This is a genomic window from Lysinibacillus sp. FSL L8-0126 (assembly GCF_038630385.1).
Lineage (GTDB): Bacteria > Bacillota > Bacilli > Bacillales_A > Planococcaceae > Lysinibacillus > Lysinibacillus fusiformis_D.
On record NZ_CP152028.1, the window covers coordinates 3,647,652 to 3,667,242 of the forward strand.

20 protein-coding genes and 1 pseudogene are annotated in these 19,591 nt (G+C 33.9%); 11 read left to right on the top strand and 10 right to left on the bottom strand.

The features are described 5' to 3' along the window. Positions 1-67: 67 nt before the first annotated feature. From MHI34_RS17625 to MHI34_RS17640, 4 genes are all read right to left on the bottom strand, one after another. A complete protein-coding gene (locus tag MHI34_RS17625; protein ID WP_036117101.1) occupies positions 68-499 on the bottom strand; it encodes a hypothetical protein in 432 nt (143 codons plus the stop codon). A 141-nt stretch (positions 500-640) separates the two neighbouring features. Next, entirely contained in the window at positions 641-1,222 is a 582-nt protein-coding gene (locus MHI34_RS17630; protein WP_036117099.1) for a GNAT family protein, read from the bottom strand. Positions 1,223-1,237: 15 nt separating this feature from the next. Then, entirely contained in the window at positions 1,238-2,104 is an 867-nt protein-coding gene (locus MHI34_RS17635) for an effector binding domain-containing protein (RefSeq protein ID WP_036117097.1), read from the bottom strand. Positions 2,105-2,410: 306 nt separating this feature from the next. After that, positions 2,411-3,604 carry a Ger(x)C family spore germination protein gene (locus MHI34_RS17640; RefSeq protein WP_342503723.1) on the bottom strand — a complete coding sequence of 398 codons (1,194 nt, stop codon included), beginning with the start codon at positions 3,602-3,604 and terminating at the stop codon, positions 2,411-2,413. 331 nt (positions 3,605-3,935) lie between these two features. Here MHI34_RS17640 and MHI34_RS17645 point away from each other — a divergent pair, with 331 nt between their 5' ends. Together MHI34_RS17645 and MHI34_RS17650 are read left to right on the top strand one after the other, a co-directional pair. Then, positions 3,936-4,100: a hypothetical protein gene (locus tag MHI34_RS17645; RefSeq protein WP_244504829.1), complete on the top strand. Its 165-nt coding sequence runs from the start codon at positions 3,936-3,938 to the stop codon at positions 4,098-4,100. A 286-nt stretch (positions 4,101-4,386) separates the two neighbouring features. Then, positions 4,387-4,599 carry a hypothetical protein gene (locus MHI34_RS17650; protein WP_340809114.1) on the top strand — a complete coding sequence of 71 codons (213 nt, stop codon included), beginning with the start codon at positions 4,387-4,389 and terminating at the stop codon, positions 4,597-4,599. A gap of 836 nt (positions 4,600-5,435) precedes the next feature. On the opposite strand, the gene MHI34_RS17655 is transcribed toward MHI34_RS17650, so the two are convergent. The 3 genes from MHI34_RS17655 to MHI34_RS17665 all read right to left on the bottom strand — a co-directional run bounded on the left by MHI34_RS17655 (position 5,436) and on the right by MHI34_RS17665 (position 9,337). Next, positions 5,436-6,599 (bottom strand): Ger(x)C family spore germination protein, encoded by a 1,164-nt coding sequence (locus MHI34_RS17655; RefSeq protein WP_036117094.1) that lies wholly within the window; start codon positions 6,597-6,599, stop codon positions 5,436-5,438. A 674-nt stretch (positions 6,600-7,273) separates the two neighbouring features. Continuing rightward, positions 7,274-7,786: a hypothetical protein gene (locus MHI34_RS17660; protein ID WP_342503724.1), complete on the bottom strand. Its 513-nt coding sequence runs from the start codon at positions 7,784-7,786 to the stop codon at positions 7,274-7,276. Between the two features lie 129 nt (positions 7,787-7,915). Further along, positions 7,916-9,337 (bottom strand): VanZ family protein, encoded by a 1,422-nt coding sequence (locus MHI34_RS17665; protein WP_342503725.1) that lies wholly within the window; start codon positions 9,335-9,337, stop codon positions 7,916-7,918. Between the two features lie 296 nt (positions 9,338-9,633). On the opposite strand from MHI34_RS17665, the gene MHI34_RS17670 reads away from it, so the two are divergent. The 6 genes and pseudogenes from MHI34_RS17670 (at position 9,634) to MHI34_RS17695 (ending at position 13,371) form a co-directional block, all read left to right on the top strand. Then, the gene (locus MHI34_RS17670; protein WP_101966723.1) at positions 9,634-10,356 is read left to right on the top strand and encodes an SDR family NAD(P)-dependent oxidoreductase; all 723 of its coding nucleotides are present in this window, start codon (positions 9,634-9,636) and stop codon (positions 10,354-10,356) included. A gap of 40 nt (positions 10,357-10,396) precedes the next feature. Beyond that, positions 10,397-10,510: pseudogene (locus tag MHI34_RS17675) on the top strand (short-chain dehydrogenase); the annotation flags it as partial. Positions 10,511-10,784: 274 nt separating this feature from the next. Beyond that, positions 10,785-10,985 carry a cold-shock protein gene (locus MHI34_RS17680; protein WP_004225195.1) on the top strand — a complete coding sequence of 67 codons (201 nt, stop codon included), beginning with the start codon at positions 10,785-10,787 and terminating at the stop codon, positions 10,983-10,985. A 579-nt stretch (positions 10,986-11,564) separates the two neighbouring features. Continuing rightward, positions 11,565-12,044, top strand: coding sequence for a GNAT family N-acetyltransferase (locus tag MHI34_RS17685; RefSeq protein ID WP_342503726.1), 480 nt, complete (start codon positions 11,565-11,567; stop codon positions 12,042-12,044). Positions 12,045-12,301: 257 nt separating this feature from the next. Next, the gene (locus MHI34_RS17690; protein ID WP_036117082.1) at positions 12,302-12,670 is read left to right on the top strand and encodes a hypothetical protein; all 369 of its coding nucleotides are present in this window, start codon (positions 12,302-12,304) and stop codon (positions 12,668-12,670) included. Between the two features lie 557 nt (positions 12,671-13,227). Then, a complete protein-coding gene (locus tag MHI34_RS17695; protein ID WP_340809110.1) occupies positions 13,228-13,371 on the top strand; it encodes a hypothetical protein in 144 nt (47 codons plus the stop codon). A gap of 195 nt (positions 13,372-13,566) precedes the next feature. On the opposite strand, the gene MHI34_RS17700 is transcribed toward MHI34_RS17695, so the two are convergent. After that, on the bottom strand, positions 13,567-13,902 hold the full coding sequence (locus MHI34_RS17700) for a helix-turn-helix transcriptional regulator (protein ID WP_036117079.1): 336 nt from the start codon (positions 13,900-13,902) through the stop codon (positions 13,567-13,569). A 630-nt stretch (positions 13,903-14,532) separates the two neighbouring features. On the opposite strand from MHI34_RS17700, the gene MHI34_RS17705 reads away from it, so the two are divergent. Then, the gene (locus tag MHI34_RS17705) at positions 14,533-15,408 is read left to right on the top strand and encodes an aminoglycoside phosphotransferase family protein (protein WP_342503727.1); all 876 of its coding nucleotides are present in this window, start codon (positions 14,533-14,535) and stop codon (positions 15,406-15,408) included. A 542-nt stretch (positions 15,409-15,950) separates the two neighbouring features. On the opposite strand, the gene MHI34_RS17710 is transcribed toward MHI34_RS17705, so the two are convergent. Both MHI34_RS17710 and MHI34_RS17715 read right to left on the bottom strand, forming a co-directional pair. Continuing rightward, positions 15,951-16,595, bottom strand: a complete 645-nt coding sequence (locus MHI34_RS17710; RefSeq protein WP_058843659.1) for a DUF1295 domain-containing protein — start codon at positions 16,593-16,595, stop codon at positions 15,951-15,953. A gap of 17 nt (positions 16,596-16,612) precedes the next feature. Further along, a complete protein-coding gene (locus MHI34_RS17715) occupies positions 16,613-17,416 on the bottom strand; it encodes a MerR family transcriptional regulator (protein ID WP_036117073.1) in 804 nt (267 codons plus the stop codon). Positions 17,417-17,814: 398 nt separating this feature from the next. On the opposite strand from MHI34_RS17715, the gene MHI34_RS17720 reads away from it, so the two are divergent. Then, the gene (locus MHI34_RS17720) at positions 17,815-18,534 is read left to right on the top strand and encodes a hypothetical protein (RefSeq protein ID WP_340809108.1); all 720 of its coding nucleotides are present in this window, start codon (positions 17,815-17,817) and stop codon (positions 18,532-18,534) included. Positions 18,535-18,741: 207 nt separating this feature from the next. Then, positions 18,742-19,251: a ClbS/DfsB family four-helix bundle protein gene (locus MHI34_RS17725; RefSeq protein WP_036117070.1), complete on the top strand. Its 510-nt coding sequence runs from the start codon at positions 18,742-18,744 to the stop codon at positions 19,249-19,251. Positions 19,252-19,591 lie beyond the last annotated feature (340 nt).

Here is a 19,591-nt window from a genome sequence, read left to right on the forward strand (position 1 = left end):
AATAACCAGCCTTTTTCCTTTCTTTAACCATAAAAAAGGCTACTCCCAAAAGGGAAGAGCCAAAGTATTAGCTTGCAGAACAAGCTTTGCGTATCGCATCAATTTGTCGACAGTCAATCATCACAGGAACGGCTTGATCATCTATTTGAAGGAAATACCCACAGCAACTTTGCGAATCAAGATAGATAAAGTAAATACTTAAAAATTGACAGCCGTTCGAGAGGTATACATCGACTAAAGTTCCAAGTTTAAAATATTCTAAATGATGGCAAATACAACTGTCACACTGCTTTTTGGCTTGCTCCTTCTTCTTATATGTTTTTTCATATTGGGGGCTATTATAGTATTTGATTGTATATGACTCTTCCTCATCCACATGATGATCGATGTCAGAATAGTAACCTGAGCAAAAATTCTTTGAGGCACAATAGCATTTAGCAAACTTATGATAATTATTAAACTCCCAATTCATTCGTGTTAAAGATCTGTTTTCATCCATTCCTTAAACGCTCCTTTATGGTTTGAATGTCTTGCTAGCACGAGGCACCTATTTCTAATCTATGTCAAAGAGCATTTGGGAGATGGTAAAATGTCCAATTGTTTGTAGAATAAAAGAAAAGACTAGACTCACAAGTAGAGTCTAGCTTTGCAGATCATGTTTGCAATCGCCTTGCAATAAACTATATATTTCTAAATCGACAACTCCTTTACCAGACCATAATGAAGCTTGTCTCAATAGACCCTCTTTTAAAAAGCCATTTTTTAGCAGGACTTTTTTCGAAGGCTCATTTAACGGCATGACCTCAGCTTGAATTCGATTAACATTTACATCCTCTAATAAAAATTTCACAATGATTTCGACTGCCTCTGTAGCGATGCCTTTGCCCCAAGATGTCTCAGCTAAATAGTAACCAATTGTTACCATATCTACTTTTTGATTAAAGTCCATTGCTTCGATAATACCTACTAGTTTTTCACTTTGTGATTTTTCGAAAATACCCCATTTAATTCTGCTTTTCTTCGAATAATCTCGTTCAAAATGAGCAATCATTTTTTGAACAGTTTGTAAGTTGTGTTTTGGGATGATTCCGCAGTACTCAAATACTTTGTCATTATCATAAATGGCAAATAATTCTTGTAAATGGGATTCTTCTATTTTTTTTAATTCCAAAGTTGTTGAATGTAAGATTGGGAATTGTTTAAATACTTTTTCAATAATCATTGATGTTGCTCCTTTTTATTCTTTAATGGGAATGTATATTGTCATCTTCATATCATGTGGATAGATAGATTGCATGACATCGGTTATTTCAAAATCAGGGCCTGCATCTCGCTCATAATTAGAGTTTGGTAGCCATACTCCGTAAATGTAACGTCTTGTATTTTGAATTCCTTCCGCAGTGCTATTCAATGTGAATTCCGCATATTTACCAGCAGGAATTTCAAGGTGAACGAAGCCTTTCTCTAATTGCTCCTCAAAGCAATGAACTTCCTCTCCTACAATAAAGGAAAATTGACCATCCTCTTGAAAACCTGTAGAAATGCCATATGCCATATTAGGGGCTACCTTATGTGAGATTCGCTCATAATACTGCTGTTGGCCAAAATCTAAATAAAAGCTTGGGATGTCTGCATAATACTGATCGTTTTGTAAGGACGTTTTGTATTCATAGCCAGTGATACATTTTTTAGGTAATTGAAGTATTTCTGGTCGCTGCATAGGGAGTTCTCCTTCCAGTTTATAATCCAAAAAGTTCATTTTGGTTAGAAGTGGTATGGAGTTGGCTTCTTTTCGGTACTTAGCAGGTGTGACGCCAAAATATTGAACGAATGCTCGTGTAAACGCCTCTTGAGAACCATATTGAAAGTTGATCGCAATTTCCAGTATGTTCTTGGGAGTAGTTACTAATAGAGAGGCCGCTTCAGAAAGCCTTCTGTTGCGAATATACTGCTGTACCGAAAATCCTGTAATAGCTTGAAAAAGTCGTTGGAAATGAAATGCAGAAAAGTAAGATTGGGAAGAAATAGCTGTGATCGTTAACTTTTCCTGTAGATTGTCCTCAATAAACTCTATGGCGTTTTGTATTCTTTCAAAATAATCCATACCATCATCCTTTCTCGACTTAATAGTACTGTTTCAGCGAAAGTATTTTTTGATAATTTGTGCTAATTTGTACATTAAATGGTCATCAACATGAAATCAATAGAAATATTGAATTAAACGTTCAATTCAAATTTACAAGATAATGATAGTTAGCTCTATGTTCCCATTTTTCTTTGGCATAATATGTTCAGCGAATTACACGTATCTTAAAACAACCTAATCAAGAAACGTCACTCATTACATTTGAAGCGGCTGTTAATGGAAATGACCAGCACTCTGAAAAAGAGTCTGGTCATTTTTGGTTGCTTAATTTAGTTTTAATTTTGTAGCAGTCCCGATTCCTTTTGTATGAACATCGACCTTAATACGAACAGTTAGCTCGGGATAAAGGGTTGGCCAGTCTTTTTTTATTCGATTCCATGCATGGTAGTCCTCTCGGTGTAGCACTTCACTAAATTTTAAAATGTCGGCTTGATAGGTTTGTTGGATCGTATGAAGCGTGCGTTCTAAGCTCTCTTTAATTTGTCTACTCGTCTCTTTATTTAATACATCGATAGTTTCAGGTTTCGTTAAATCCAGATGACAACCTACCTCAGCTATGTTTTGGTCAATATCAAGTTGAATCGTAATGGAAGGGCTGTCATTTTGAAAATGGCCCGTCACTTTTGTTGAAGAATTGATAATTTCTGTCGATATTTTTCCTTGCTCAGGGCAGGCAATATTTTCAAACGTGCTTTTTATATGATTGTTTAAAAAATTATAATCTCTGCTTTCTTGTTCGGTTAAAAAGCCAATTAGCTTATAATTTTTAAAAACGGCCATTCCACCATATTGTAATTGTACAGGGCTCTCAATTTTTTCTATATTGCTAATAGATTTTCCAATATCCGCATCTCCGAGTATTTGAATAGAAGGTAATACGGCACTATGATCAATACCACCTAAAGATTGGACTAAATCATCTAAAATTACAGATTCTGTCGTTCCCCATGCAGCTTCTGAAACCTTTAAGGATTTAAACATTTTACTGGCAGGAACATCCTCTAGCGGTGTTAAAACACTTAAAATTTCTTGTGCAGTCGATTCTTGGGTAACGATAATGTTAAATTCGCTCCGACCCTCAGCATCTCTTTGAAATAAATCCAAAATGCTATTCATTCCTTCTTTAGCCATTTCCTCTCCAATAATAATGATCTGAGCATGTGCATAATAAGGCTTCCTTGGCGTTAGCGTTGTTAATTTTCGAATGGCATCAAATAAGGATTTTCCCTTTGCGTGATAGGTGAAAACAGGAACTTGAAAGCTGGTTGCTTTGTTCGAGGCTACTTGACTAGGGTTAACGATTTGAACGGAGATTTCAACAAGCTCGTCTGATTTATCGACCCCAACAGCCGTAACAATGGCTAATTCGTTTAACTCTCGTTTATTCCAACAGCCACCTAGCAAGAGAATCACGCTAAGCAGTAGGATGAAAAATAGTGTGTGTTTGATGATGGGCACCTCCTCTAGGAAAAGGGCTAAGTCATTTCCGATACTATTAAGGATAAGCAAAAGCCATGCAAAATAATCGATATCGACGAGATTCTTTTTGGAGGAAAGTAAAGTATGGAAAGGGAACCTGTATGTATAAAAGCGGGGAAATGGAGGAAATGGCAATGAAGGAAATAGTAATAGGTGTAGAAGCTATTTTTATCTCGAACCCAAATTATCGGCAAAATGGTATGAGGACATATTGCTTTTAAGCTTCTATATAGGACGGGGCAGCTGTCATGATAATCGCTAAACAATGTCCAACCGTCACTTGCTTAGTAAAAGCAAAGGAACATCAGCCATGATGTTTTCCAGAGAAATATTTTGGGTTGGTAATTTTAATTACATGTCGCGCAATATTGAAGAGACCTATCAATTTTTAGTGGATCATGATGTGAAAGTCAATGCTCTAGGAGGGGAGGGAAAAACAAAAGATGGAAATCCTTTAGGGGTTTATCAATCATAAGCGGGTCACTGCATGAACAGTGACCCTAGTAACAAGTCTTGGAGGTGTAAGGCTAATTAGCTTTACACTACTATAGTATACTGATTCTCTATATGGAAGTAGTTAATTGCCTGGGAAATAGAAAGAAAATTGAGAATTATATAAAATGCTGTTCAACCCCAAAAGAAGGAAGGGCAGTGTACCATAGGCTTTCTATAAGTTATGTGGATGTAACAATTGGAAATGGTGAGTTTCATGAAATCTTTTATGTAACCATTCACCAGAAAAGCTAGGCATTCAATACAGTGTGAAAAATAAAGGCACACAACAATTTAGTTGGAAAATGATTGACTCAGATGGCAAGCTATGGGCTCAAGGGACATTAGCAGCTGGAAAAGCACATACGGCAATACTGGAAAAAGGAAGCTATACTATGCCAGAAGGAATGTATTCTATGTCCATTATTACGATAGATGGTGCGGAGGGCATGTTTGATTTTGCTGTAAAATTGGTGGAATAAAAACTTTTTAAAATAGATGTAACTTTTTTAAAACATCACTCGTCTAACTCATTAGTAGAATACAAAAACTAAAGCAAACTAGTAACATTCACTTTTCACAAAGGGACCAGGAGCACATTTTTCGTGTTTTCCTGGTCTTTTTGTGTAGCATTATCTATTTTTAACGAAAAAATGAAACCTTTACGGAATTTAGACGTATTCTTAATTGAATCAAAAGCTAAGCAAAAATTAGTAAGATTCACTTTCACTAAAAAGGCTAGGACCCACATGAGGATGTAGGGATCTAGTCCTTTTTGTATGTTTTTATAGTGATCAAGGAGATTTTCATAGTGTTGAAAAACAAAACAAGCAATAGAATTTTAGTGAAATATCATCTTTTTCAACAATATGAGAGGACCAGCATTCATGGAGAGTGACTGGTCCTTTTGTTTACTTGCTCTGCAAAGTATTTTATAGAATGAACACTATAAAATTTGAAAGGGCAATTTATTTTCTCGAAAAACCATTAAATCCCCCTAAAAGTTTATTGGAAAAAATTTTAACTTGTTCAGTGCTCCAACTTATCGTAGTATTATAACGAATCAAAACTAAGCAAATTAGTAAGATTCACTTTCACAATAAAACCAGATGCTCCTCAAAGATGAGCACCTGGTTTTTTGTTTTAGCGGTCAACTATTCATATTAGCTGAGATTTTTAATTTGTAGTAAGCATACAGACAACAAATCAATCCGTCAGAACATATGATGCCTCCGATCATTCTAAAACAGGCTATATAGCTTTTCATCATATATACTGTCTGCTGGGAACTATGTTTTGATTGACAAGTATAGGGATCTTATTCTTCAATGGTTTCTTCATACGTTTTACGACCCGGGTTTATTTTTGTTACTTGGATCGTTATGTCCCCAATGGAATCCTTTGTTAAAGGGATTTTTCCATCTTTCTCTAACTTTTTCCACGTCTTGACGTTGGAGCGATAGAGATACTCTGAAAAACGATAAATATCAACGTCCAACTTTAAACCTTCCTCATAGGTTGTCAATATTTGTTTTTTTACTTCTTTTATAATATTGGCTCTCACCTCATCAGAGTTTATTTTTCCCTTAAATCCATTCAAGGTAGCACGCAAATGAATCGTAATATCAAATGTCACTTGGTTATTCTTAATGACAGGCTTCACTTTGACATCTAATTTATCTAAATCAGCGGTTAGATAATCTCTTTCGCCACCTTCTAATTTAAAGGTGACCTCTCCGCGACTAGTTTCATTATGCATCCATTGATTGCCTTTTGCTGCAGAATTCTTAATAAAGCCTTTAAAGCCATCCTTTGAGAGAATTCCTACACCTGAGAACGTTGTTTCTTCAACTTCTTCATCCATCGTTTCCCAATCTTTCATGATGGACACGTAGGGGATACTGACCTCATGGCTCGGTTCATTTAAACCAATAATTAAATTTCTTAAGTTTTGAGGCTCAATAAAGGATTCTTGTTGCGTTGTATTGACAGGATTACTTAATTTTGAAGAAGTCAGAGAATTTCTTAAAATCGGTGTGATAAGCATGACATCTTTAATAGGGTCCGTTGTACTGTAGACCCAAATATGATAACGAGTCTCTCGAAAACGAATGAACGTATCAATCACAGGGATACTTCGTTCATTTTCCATGGCTCGTTCTGTAAAGAGCAAATACCTCATATGCCCCCAAAAAATCTCCTGGTCAGAGGAACGATACAATTTATAAATTGCTTCTTCCACGGTTTTACCTTCAGCAAAGCCTACTTCAGCAGGTGCAACATTGCCACTAGGCTGATCGGATTTCGCTACATCAGCAAAATTAATAATTTGTAGATAAACCTTGTACTGATTATCCTCATAATCTACCCCAACGGCATTGACATAATACATTCTTTGAGGCTCCGTCACATCCCAACAACCGGTCATAAAAAAGGCAGACGTTAAAATGAATAGGAGAAATACGATATGTTTTTTTGTCATCATGTCCCTACTTTTATATTTGGTTAGTTATCAAATAGTTTTGACAAAAATATAAGGATTTATAAGTATGAATGTTGAATAGAGAATAGGCTATGACGGATATGAATATTCGCGAAGAGAAGTGAAATACTCGCGGAGAGGAGTGAAATACTCGCGGAGAGGAGTGAAATACTCGCGAAGAGGAGTGAAATACTCACGAACGGAGTAAATAACTTATAGCGTGGTACAATATAAGAGAATGTGTTAATGTAAGTCGCATTAACACACATCGTTTACTTATTTATTCTCTATTAATATGATTAAAAACATGGGTCTCCATTAGTTTATCTTACATTGCAAGAATATATTAGTATGTCCTCTGGTTCTTCCATGAAACTGATTATTAATACTGTCTGAAGTAAGCAGTGGAATGCATGGACAGTGTAAGATGATATTTTCGGTAACTTCACGACACATTATCACAGAGGAACATTCGTTTTTCCTGAACTTTTTGCAGCATTTTTCAGAAAGATCCTCAGCTAGTACAAATTTTTTATACACTACAAACCCAGTAAAATAGCTCCCATCTCTAAAAAAGTAGATATGAGAGCTAAATTCCTATGGTATCGCAGCTGTTGTAACCCAGTTAAGTTATGGCTATTTGAAAAATTCAATAGATATTATGAACGCTCCAATTAACTCAATTGAATAATGGACAAGAAACGATTCGCGTAGTTAGCGATTGGATTGGCCGATGAGGCACTTACTCCTACTAGATCGCCTGCGGATAATGAAGCTTGAACAACATAGGTAGAACTGCTTCTATTTAACACATTAAAAATAGCGAGACCATCTAGAAAAATGGGTTGTCCGTTGACGGTAATACTAACTGTAAAATAGGATTGTAATGGATCAGGTTCTACTGTTGTTTGAGCATTTATCGATATCGCAATTTGATAGACGCCATTGCTTTGCACTACTAATTCATTTCCAGATGGACTTACTGTTACATTAGATAAAGGGCCCACTTGCTGAAATGGAATAGGTGCCGCAATAGGGGATATAATTTCTAAGGAGTCACCTCTTATGGATCCATAACTTAAGACACCAATATTGGGTGTGGGAACAGGACCAGGAATAGCAATAATTTTGGGGAAAGAGTTTGTTTCTTTTTGACAACAGCCCATATTTATATGTTTATAAGACATTAACCACCCTCCTTTTTATTTACTAAAGGTAGTATATTCGACACTTAATTCAGTAATTGGACGAACACCTAAAGCCCAGTTACTCATATTCGAGCCTGGGCTTTTCTCATGTTTGGAGAATATAAAAAGCTATTTTCTTGCCTGAATCAAGGTGAACCAGCTTTTGCCATTCAATGTTCCGGAAACATTGTAAACAGGCTGATAGAAACCTTTTGTATCATACATATGCGTAAGCTCTATTAATTCTATAGACAGTTGATCGCCTTTTTTTATTGTAAGTTCTTCGTCTGTTACGAGTGCATTATATTTTATTTGTGGAAATTCGCCATTCTTAATACGTTCATACACTTCTGTAGGGGACAAAATGTTTACTTCCGTTATAAATTGATGGTTACGTAGATTAGATGATAAGGAATATACATCGCCATCTGGTTTCAGCCCAAGACTTACTTCCCCAAGCCAATAATCTTTGTTGATATTAGCGCAATCTGGAAGTGTCCATTCTAATTCACCATTCTCCCATACAGTAAACTCTGCCTCTTGAGGGAGGAGAGCAAGTTCGTCCATTATTGCCTTCGCCTTGTTAACAGAATCTTGTCCTGCTGCTGTAGTTTGGTCAGGTGTATACAGATTCTCTGTTAATGACCAATTGCCCTGTGAACTGATAAATAATGTATAAGGATTACCTGCGTTGTCTGCCAATAAAATTTCGCGATCCCCTCTATTTTCCGTTGTACTCGTTACGGATAAACCTAGTTTTTTTTGCAGCAAGGTTTCAACTTCGTCATTCTTCATTATTTTCTTATACACGGGGGCAACTGTGGGTGCTGTACTTAAGTCCAATGAAGTGGAGACATCAACACCTGACATATTCGATTTTGTATAGGCATTTATTGCAAGATGACCAAACTCTTGTTGGTTGTAGACAATCATCATCCCAACAAAAATCAAACCCATTATGAGTGGGATGGCCAGATTGCCAATTAGACTTTTTATTTTTACTTTTTTATGCTGAACAATGGAAGCCACAAGTCTATATAACTGGTATCCGATAATCCCACCAATTGAGTTGTTGATTAAGTCATCAAGCTCGAAAATTCCCGCTCCTGTAAGTGTTTGATATGTTTCAATGGATAATGTAGCACTGACGACTACGAGAAAAAGCCACTTGAATAGTTTAAATTTAGGGAAAAGCAGGGGCAAGAAAACGCCTAATGGTACAAACATTAAAATATTAAAAATACAATTTTGAAGATCTCGTAACGAATATTTTTTCCATGCATCGATATAACCACTAAATGGTTGGAGATTCATCTGCAGAAAATGAGAAGAGCCTCGGCCAATAATTGTTAACTCACAAACAAAAACAATATAGCCGATGAAGAGTGCTCCAAGCATAAGTTTTTTTACGTGGTTTCGTTTCCGAACGGATGGTTCCTTTTTATTATAAAAGAAATAATAGAATGCAATGAGTAAAAACTCAACACCAATAATAATCATTACTGGCAGCATTAAAGATTGAATGTTATTGATAATTTCTGTTACGCCCAATTTAAAACGCTCCTAACTGATGATTTAGCTTTCCTTGATGTAATATTGTCGACTTTCCTTATTGTAAATGGAAATTATTAATAATTATTGAGAATATTTATGAAGATTTCTTAAGATTTTGCATCAGCTATACAGGCTTAGGGTGCTGATTTTAATCCCCTAGTGTGGCGTCGTTAATATAAGAGCAAAAAAGGCAGAAGTCAAATTACGTTTGTCATAGCAATAAACCACTTTCATTGCTGTATAACTCTGTAATTATTATAATGAATAGCAATAACTGGTAAGGAGATGGTGGAATGAGTAAGAATTTCATTATATTTGGAGCGAGTCAAGGACTGGGTGATGCATTTGTCAAAGGTTTACCCGTCATGGGAGACTCTGTATGGATCGTGTCACGTTCTCGACCTAAAAGCTTAAATCTCAACGATGGTGTCAATCGTCATTGGCTCGCTATTGATTTGTCCAATCAGCAATCAATTCCAACTTTAAAAGAGAAGGTAAAAGACATTCCTTTCGATGTATTAATTTACAATGTTGGCGTATGGGAAAAGCGTGGATTCGAGGATGACTATACATTTGATTTGGATGAGGTCGTAGATATTTCAAACATAATCAATATAAATTTAACTTCTACAATTACATATATCCAAGCGCTTTTACCAAATTTAAGACAAGCGGAAAATGGAAAAGTGATTTTAATTGGCTCAACAGCAGGCTTAGATCACACGAACAATGCACAAGTTTCATTTGTTACATCTAAATTCGGCTTACGTGGCATTACAAATGCCCTTCGTGAACATTTAAGAAAAGATAAAATTTCTGTCACATGTATTAACCCAGGGGAGCTAGCAGCAGAAGTACCTTATGAAGAAGGGGCAGAGAAAGCAATTCATTTATATGAAGGGACTCGTATTCCTGTACAAGATATTGTATCAATTGTGCAATGTGTCATCCATTTATCACCTGTTTCATGTGTAAAGGAAATTACTATTCCTGCAATAACGGATTTGAATGCTTGATGATCGCCTGTTGCTCAGAAAGCATTGTAGCGGGAGTTAATCTTCTATTTGCAATCGAATAGGGCGAATAGAGGATATTGCCGATGCAGTAACGTTTTTGGCTTCCACTGATAGCAGCTGGATAATAAATGTTTCTGATGATTTTCGTTTATAAAACGCAATAATACTGTGAAGTTCCGATAAGGGGAAAAAACATTGCTTTTCATGCCTAACCTCAAGAAAAAATGGATATTCCAAAATTTAAACAGTTTAGGACTAGACAAAGGTGATTTTACATGGTATATTGTATTCAATAGAATCATCCGAAAAAAAAGATGCAATGAATTCACATATTACAAAAAGTAATCGTGTTTTGATAGATGCTTTTTGTGATATGTGTTTTTTTATGAATGTGATTTTATTTAATTTGATTAATGGAGGTCATTTACATGACACAAGGTACAGTAAAATGGTTTAACGCAGAAAAAGGTTTTGGTTTCATCGAAGTTGAAGGCGGACAAGACGTATTCGCTCACTTCTCAGCTATTCAAGGTGAAGGTTTCAAATCACTTGAAGAAGGTCAAAAAGTTGAATTCACAGTAGAAGAAGGTCAACGCGGACCACAAGCTGCTAACATCGTAAAACTTTAATTTTTAATGAAACATACCACTCTTAATTGAGTAGTATCAGACTGCTGACAAACTCAAATTTGATGTTTGTCAGCAGTCTTTTTTATAAACGAAACTAAAATCGTGAAGCAGCTATCTTTTATCAACTATCTTACCTCTGCTAAATACTCCTCTTCAATCAAAAATCCCTTTTTATGTAATTTCGTTATTTCTTCTAAAGTTGAAACACACAAATTCTTAAAAGTTTATGAATTCAGGACAATTAACAAAAGAATAAAATAAATAATTAATGAAATAAAAATGGAAAATCGTCTTTTTTTCAGGTTGAATAGATATCTTGAATTAGTACTCATATCTCGTACAATGCCGTTTTCTTTAAACGTGTTACAATACTCGCATTTCTCCAGTACTGAACCTTCTCTAAATTAAGCAATATCATATTCTGAGACGTGTCCCATCACAGAATCCAGCAAGCGAAACAATCCACTGTTAAATAAGAAAATTTTTACGTCGTTATTATATTTCGGAAATTTCAAATAAATGAATGACCAAAACCTAATTAAGTGGTAAAGTATAGAAAAATGAATGGAGAATGATCTTATGGAAAAATGGAAAAGGGTTGAATTAAAGCATTTTTCAAGTGAATATATGAAAGAATTGAACTCTTTTGTACTTACAGAAGAACAAAAACAATTTTCTGCTCTTCCAAGCAAATTTGGAGAAATTAATGAAGGACAGTATCGTATTGTCATTTTAAGTGATAATACACCAGTGGGTTTCTTCCTTCTCAATGCAAATGAAAGAGTAAAGAAATACTCTACTAATTTGAATGCAATGTTATTAACTGCATTATCAATTAACCATACAGAGCAAGGAAAAGGTTACGCAAAACAGGGAATGACCTTACTAGTTGAGTTTGTGGAAGCAGAATTCCCTAATTGCGATGAAATTGTTTTAGTTGTAGACAAAGATAATATACCAGCACAAAAACTATATTTTAAAGTAGGATTTGAAGATACAAATGAGAGACTAATAGGACGAATCGGCGAAGAAATCATCATGAGACAATTAATAAAATAAAGTTAGATCACAAATAAAATCGTCACCAGAGCTAATTTTATATTTGAGGATTAAATTTTTTAAAGTTTGCGAAAAGATTTCCCTCCCTTGATATTTTTTATGACTTTAATAGTAGGGAAAGATAGACGATTGTCTACATAGGTAAACTTTCAGCGAAGAAATGACAACATGGCCGACCCAGAGTTGCTGTGTTTCTGGGATTACGGAAAAATATTGAAATGTACCGATTTGCTGCTTATGATGGAGGTGAGTATGAGATGTATAGTAATACGGCAAATATGCTTAAACAGACGACAAATCTTATCAATGCATTGAATAAAATAAAACAAAACCTATCTTTTGTAAAATTGTATATTAATAGCGATAGAACACTGGCAATCTATTTTTTAAGTAATGCATATAGTGACTTTAATCTATTCAAAACTATCTACTTATCTGTAACACCTGGTGATCAAACAATTGATGAGTTTTTAGAGAAATATGAAAAATTCTTTGTAGAAGTAAATAAATATTTAGAGGTTTTTACTGATAATAGCGTAGTTGAAGATAGACTTCATAAGGAAGTATTGTTTGCAATCAATGAATTAGAAAGATATCTGTTAAATCTGTTGGATTTGTATAGATAAATACTTAGACATTCCTTACTTAGAGGGATGTCCTTTTATTTTGCAAAGCAATTAGTATATTGTCGTAGGGAGATAAAGCAAAATATAATTTTATTATTAAGTAATCACATGTCTATGCTTTTACCTACCCAGTAACATTGAGCAGCAAGTGCAGTAGGGGCTGTTGGAGAAGTAGCACCTCCGAAAAGTACAGCATCACCTAGTTTTTTTCCTAACTATGAATAAGAGGATTACCAAAATTGAATTTTATTTGAAATAAATAGATTTAGAGGAGCTAAATATGAGATATGAATAGATAGATTTGCTTTTGGAATAATGATCCATGGAGATTTTGCAGGATTAAAACTCATTATCGTTTAACGCAGTAATTTATTTTGAAATCAAATATATAAATAGAGAAGAGAGGAAAAATATTGTTACATATATCTAAAAAATAGGAATAGTAAGTTGGGTTGTGACCATTTTATATTTTGTGATAGAGCCGATTTTTATTATGACTGCACTTGTACCCTATAATTTTATGCAACAAGCTATGAGTGATCTAGGAGTAACATCGTGTGGAAAGTATACATATTCAATTGCACCTCATCATTCTTTTGTTTTTCTTTCCATTGCCAGCAGGTCTATTACAAAGACTTTATTATGGTGTGATTTTCTTGTGGGGTACTGTGCTCACAATTTTATTAAGTTCATCAGAATAAATTATAAAGCCCAGATATTCAGTTAACGTACCGTAATTGTTTAGGTAGTGTCTAGCAATTGAGGATAGTTTAAATGAGTACCTGGGCATGTTTAATGATGTATTGATTTTATAAGGAATAATGGTAATCAGTAAAATTGCAACCTTTCTGTAAGGGACTTGCGGAGTGCTCACTATTTAAAAGGTTAACATTAACTCACTTTTCCATTATCGATTTATTTTTTGTATTCCACATTTTATAAAGCTCTCTATCAACAAGGACTAATTCCATACCTAATTCACTTGCATATTTAGTTAAGGTTAAAGAGGATGGAATAGAGCTAAAGGTTTCCATTCTCGAAATAACACTTTTGGATAGACCAGTTCTCTCAGCCATTTCATCTTGGCTAATATTTTTTTCTATTCTTTTATTTAATAAAGTAAAAGCCAATTTAATTAGCTGTTTTTCATCTTGAGAAATCATTTCATCTTCTATTAATTCATAATAGCGAAGAAAAATTCTTGGTATTATTCTCATTGAGTAATTTTCCAATTGCTACACCTCTTTATTAATCTCTACTATTTATAGAGTGGTTAATATTAGACATTTTAGCTCGTCTAATAAATGAGTTTTAGTAATTCTTTATAGTAAAAGGATTACTAAAAAAATTATATCCATTCATTTATAATATTTCTATATATTGTTTTGTAAAGATTGGATTAAAAAGTATTTTTTCCTAAATCGCAAATTAGAGAATAGGTTATTTGTAGCATCCTGTGTCTATGGTAGTGATTCTATATAATTATATTAATGCTGATAGGAATTATAAGTATTATATAAAAAATTAATTAAGGCTTTCGAAATAAAGCTGATAAAATCATCTCGTTAGTTTTTCTTAGAGGTGATCTTGTTGTTGAGTATGTATGCTAAATTGGCTTTGTGTAAAAATTAAAAACATGGTAAAATAAACCATATAAATTATGATGAAAAATCGATTGATAGGTGGGAATTGTGTGATTGATAAGTAAAAATGAAGAATATGTTTATTTAAAAAATCATAAAAACAATGAGTATTGGTAATTACATTTAGGAACGCTTCATGTACTTAAACAAACGGGTAATTAGTTCAACAAGCATTTGGGGATCAACACAATAGAAAGTGATCGAAAGGGGGATTACTAAATGAATAATAACTTTATTGAAACCATTCAGTCGCTTTATTCTGACCTTTCCATTGAAGACTTTTATCCTAATGAAATTGGACAGAATAATGATGTGTTCATTGTAAACAAATCTTTGGTTTTTAGATTTCCAAAATATAAAAATGGAATCAATCAATTAAGAAGAGAGACGGAAATTTTAAAATACATTAAAGGTATCATCTCAACCCCTATTCCGAATCCAATTTATCAGTCTTTTGAAGAGTTAAAACCAGGTAAAGTCTTCACCGGCTATAACCTAATAGATGGTGTTCCTTTGTGGAAGGAGAGCTTAACAGGTGTTAATAGTGTTGAATTGGTTAAGGGGTTGGCCAAACAACTTGTTTCTTTTCTTGTAGAACTCCACTCTATTTCAGGGGAAAAAGCAAGTCGAGATTTGAAACTAAAGGTTCGTAACCCACGTGAAGAGATGTATAGCCTGTATGATAAGATTCAAAATAATGTATTTCCTTTTATCAGAAGCGACGCTCAAAAGGAAATTTCACAATCTTTTGAAACGTTTCTAAAAGAGAAGGCATTCTCTAATTTAGATATAACACTTATACACGGAGATTTCGGAGCATCTAACATATTATGGAATCCAGAAACAAGTATGATTTCAGGGATAATAGACTTTGGTGGTTCGGGTTTAGGAGATCCAGCGTATGACTTTGCTGGAATACTCTCTAGCTATGGCGAGGATTTTTTGGATATGTGTATTAACCTATATCCTAACGGTGATGAAATATTTGAACGGGTTAAATTTTATAAAAGTACATTTGCTTTACAAGAGGCATTGCACGGAATTGAGAATGGAGATAGACAGGCTTTTGAAGATGGCATTAAAGATTATAGATAGATTACTTGCTCAACTAATAGGTGCTTTAGTACAACAAGGGCTTCAAATTTCTACATATAGTAAGAGCGTGTTTTGGACAGTTTTTATTTTCAAAACACGCTCTTTATTGTTCTCATATTAAGGTTTATTACAAATTTATAGCACGAGAAGTTAATGCTAAGTTTGTGATCAAGCCATTTATTTTATCGCTCAACCACATGTTCGAAATGTACGCCCTTTTCCTATGACATCCAATAAAGAAAGTATTGAGCGTGTCTTTGTGGATGCAAAGGAAAAGTGTGGAATATGATGGACAAGCTTAAGAGGTCTTAATAAATTGTCCAGGTAGGCGATGCTTATTTTTGCTGCCATGAATTTAAAGAAATTGGCTAGGCAAGTTGTTTAAAAGAGTTCTTTTGCTTGAAGAGTCTGTTTTATTGGGTGGTATATTATCATATTTAAACATAATGAAAGAAGATAAAAGGAATCGAGGGTGAACTTTTCGATTCCTTAAGTCGACAGTCTGAGATCACCCTATAATAGGTGAACCTGATGTTTTTTATTTACCAAATGAAAGGGATTAGCTTTTTAGTTTTTTGTTTATATATTGTAAATTGTTCTCCGTACTTATTTTGTAAGTAATTATCTGATTTTGGGATATAGCCAAAAACAAATACGAAGAATAAACTAAGAGGGATAAGCAAACTATAAATATTGTTAGAGATTAGTGCTAAGCCTAGTACCCAAAGGCAGTCTCCGAGGTAATTAATATGAATCGCATATTTAAATAAACCTCCCGTATAGAGCTTACCTTTGTTTTCAGGATTGTCTTTGAAAGGTTTTCTAAGTAATTCTGAAACTGTGTTTAATATACTTCCTCCTAAAAATAATAGCCAGCCTACAATTAGCATTGTTATGTTTGGATCCTGTTTGCTCGTAATCATTAAAATGGGAAAGCCCAAATAATAAATCCCAAAAGCTATACTGTTCATGATAGCTTCCTGCATTGCAATACCTCTAGGTAACCAAATAAACATCATAGCTGTTAATCGCAAAGCTGTAATAATTAAAGCAATATAAAGCCCTAGAGAAATGGCAGATTTTCCATATGTATTGAAAAGTAAATAATATGCAATAACTAAATAGATAATCTCAGCAACTAAAATGAAGATTTTTTCTTTTATCGTAGAATTATTTATACCGTACAAAGTAAGGCACTCCTTTGTTATTTATATTTAATAGGAAAAAATACGTCTGTGATATTATTATCCTCTTGTGTACTATAGGGATCTGTTTGATAAACTTCGAACGGTGCACCATTTAGTTTATAGTTATGTTCGGTTATCCAAACATGTAGTTTTGTATGGATGGAAGGTAGTTTATCATAAGAACCAATAAGCGTAGCCATTGCACAAAGACCAGGATTAAATAATCTTGTTTCATTCGTGGCGGTTGTAAGTGGTATGGCCATTTCTACATCATAATTATCAGGTTCATATTCGGCACTATGGAAAATAGCAAGTGGTTTTGCACTAGGTAATAAATTATTGAACATAATTTTACTAAACAACTCATTAAAGTGTTTTAGAAAATCATCGGTATTTATTGTCTTTCGCTGAGATAAGATATCATATGGTAAGTGATCCACAAGTTTAATCTCAATCTCATTTAAATAGCCCATGATACTTCCCTTTTTATCAAGCTCATGAATATCAAGTTTTAATTCATTTAACAATGAAGCATAAAATGTAAGTTGTTGTGTAAGAATTTCTTGTTTTGTTTTCAATTTAGAACTAAGAAGTTCGGTATCATCCCAATTAGTTAAAATAAATTTGATTTCTTCTAAAGAAAATAAATAGTTTTTCAATCGCGAGATGGATAAAGCAGTTTCTAATTGAGGAACATTGTAATAACGATAGTTATTTCTAGCATCAACAAAAGCAGGCTTTAAAAGTCCGATTTCATCGTAGTAGCGAAGCGTTTTCAGTGTAAGATGAGATATTTTCGAAAATTCACCAATGGTCAGCATAACAATCACCTCCTTATAAATTACTTTAAATATAAAGCATCCTGTAAGGGGAGGGTCAAATCAATAAACTAAGCTTTCTTAAAGTTTTTGGCATTCAACATGGGCAACATGACTGCATCGAAAAAATATTTTAGAAGTTAATAAGAAATCTAAGAGCCTAGCCAGGTTGGCCTAAGCATTCTAGTATTAAATAGTTTGAACCTAAGATGAGTTTCTTTATTAAAATATCTATGATTCTCACACCACCACATACCACAAGTTTATAGTCAAAAGCTATTGGCACTGAAAAGCTTTAGCCATGATAATACGGTGCATGAGTCGATAAAAGTAGCATTTTAAAAATTGTAATAGAATCCCATTCATTATATATGTATATTTATATAGGAGGAGGGATATTGGTGAAAAAAGTTCTTCATCTAATAGCTATTGCATTAGTTGGATTTTATTTCTTGTACGGCTTAACTAACATGTTTTTAAATAGCAAAGGATATGAAGGTGCTGATTATCTAGTTTCTATCATTTTATTGGTACTTATTGTTTTATTTGAGGGATTTCTAATTAAACTTTATAAACGAGCCTATAGCGCTGAAGCTATAGAAGCACGTAAACAAAGAGAAGCTGCGAAAAAGAAACAACAGTTCGAGGCAGAGAGTAAAGTACTTGGTTCTAAATCTCGACAACAGCTATTCAATGCAGATCTATGTATTAAAGTAAAACATATGGCTGGATTACCAGTTGCCGAAGGTGCTGAGATATTTGTTTACAGATGCAAAGATAAAATCGTGTTTGAAAGAAGTCAAGCCACAATTGAATTAAATATAAATAAAGTGATTGATATTCTAATAAAAACAGATGTTGAAATTCAAAAAAGTTGGGTAAGTGATGCTGGTAAAGCTATAGCAGGGAATAATCTTTTTGGTTCATTAGGTGCTATAATTGGTGGAGAGGCAAAGGAAAAAACGAGCACAATCATAGAGAAGTATTTAATTTTTGCTTATGAAAAGAATGGTGAAATAAAATATATATCTATGGAAGTCACGAATGAACCTAATGCAAATTTATTTAATTCAAATTATTACAATCTCTCCAATAACGAAAGAAGATTTACAAGTCTTTAAAGAGCGCATTAGCAATTATAGATTGTAGACCAATGATCACTAATTTTGTGAATATAGTGGGGCTATCATTGAATAAACACAACATAATTGAGTGTACTGTCATTATCTGCCACTCAAACAGATAGGTAAGCATTATTTTAAATTTCATTTTTTAGAAGGAAATCATTCAATTTTGCTGAACTAATAAATGGAAGAGAGGGGAGTAAAGTGAGGCAGTATGCAAACAAGGAAGAATTGATTAGTACGATTAACGACAAGTATAAAAAATATATTGCAGAATTTAATGATATACCAGAAGTCTTGAAAAACAAACGGATTGAGGAAGTGGATAAAACTCCATCTGAAAACCTTTCTTATCAACTTGGATGGATAAATCTTTTGCTTCACTGGGAGCAAAAAGAACAACAGGGAGAAGAAGTACACACGCCAGCAGAAGGCTATAAGTGGAATAATCTAGGTGGATTGTACAATTCTTTTTATGAACAATATGGAGCGTACTCTTTGAAAGAACAACAATCAATGCTTGATGAGGCGGTCACTAATTTATGTGAGTGGTTAAATATTCTATCTGAGAAGGAATTATTTGAAGTTGATCAAAGGCGATGGGCAAAAACACAAGCTAATTGGCCTGTTTGGAAATGGGTTCACATTAATTCAGTTGCCCCATTTACAAACTTTAGAACCAAAATTCGTAAATGGAAGAAGATTAACCTTTAAATATTTTTGAAAAAGAAGTGATGTTTTTTGTACATATTGATTAGTAACAGGCGGTATGGATATTCTTTAGCCTTCCACAAACATGGAGGGCTTTTATTATGCGCTATGATTATTAATGGAGATGGGCAACGGTACACAATATTCTCGATTTGCCTCATGGCTTTTTACTTTCAAAAAGGGCAAAGATTGTAGATAAATGGAACAAACATTTAAGTTTACTTAGCACAGTAGGCGGCTGAGGTTTATGACAGTACATTTTATTTTAAATGCAATCGATTTTATCTGGAATGGCAGCTAACTGGGGAACGATTAACAGTAAGCGTCGGTATCAAGGCATCAT

Excerpts from the sequence above, each read along its gene's own strand:
- MHI34_RS17690 (WP_036117082.1), top strand. The coding sequence starts at position 12,302 with ATGTATAGTAATACGGCAAATATGCTTAAACAGACGACAAATCTTATC.
- MHI34_RS17670 (WP_101966723.1), top strand. The coding sequence starts at position 9,634 with ATGAGTAAGAATTTCATTATATTTGGAGCGAGTCAAGGACTGGGTGAT.
- MHI34_RS17685 (WP_342503726.1), top strand. The coding sequence starts at position 11,565 with ATGGAAAAATGGAAAAGGGTTGAATTAAAGCATTTTTCAAGTGAATAT.
- MHI34_RS17645 (WP_244504829.1), top strand. The coding sequence starts at position 3,936 with ATGATGTTTTCCAGAGAAATATTTTGGGTTGGTAATTTTAATTACATG.
- MHI34_RS17680 (WP_004225195.1), top strand. The coding sequence starts at position 10,785 with ATGACACAAGGTACAGTAAAATGGTTTAACGCAGAAAAAGGTTTTGGT.
- MHI34_RS17655 (WP_036117094.1), bottom strand. The coding sequence starts at position 6,599 with ATGACAAAAAAACATATCGTATTTCTCCTATTCATTTTAACGTCTGCC.
- MHI34_RS17635 (WP_036117097.1), bottom strand. The coding sequence starts at position 2,104 with ATGGATTATTTTGAAAGAATACAAAACGCCATAGAGTTTATTGAGGAC.
- MHI34_RS17660 (WP_342503724.1), bottom strand. The coding sequence starts at position 7,786 with ATGTCTTATAAACATATAAATATGGGCTGTTGTCAAAAAGAAACAAAC.
- MHI34_RS17705 (WP_342503727.1), top strand. The coding sequence starts at position 14,533 with ATGAATAATAACTTTATTGAAACCATTCAGTCGCTTTATTCTGACCTT.
- MHI34_RS17715 (WP_036117073.1), bottom strand. The coding sequence starts at position 17,416 with ATGCTGACCATTGGTGAATTTTCGAAAATATCTCATCTTACACTGAAA.
- MHI34_RS17630 (WP_036117099.1), bottom strand. The coding sequence starts at position 1,222 with ATGATTATTGAAAAAGTATTTAAACAATTCCCAATCTTACATTCAACA.
- MHI34_RS17625 (WP_036117101.1), bottom strand. The coding sequence starts at position 499 with ATGGATGAAAACAGATCTTTAACACGAATGAATTGGGAGTTTAATAAT.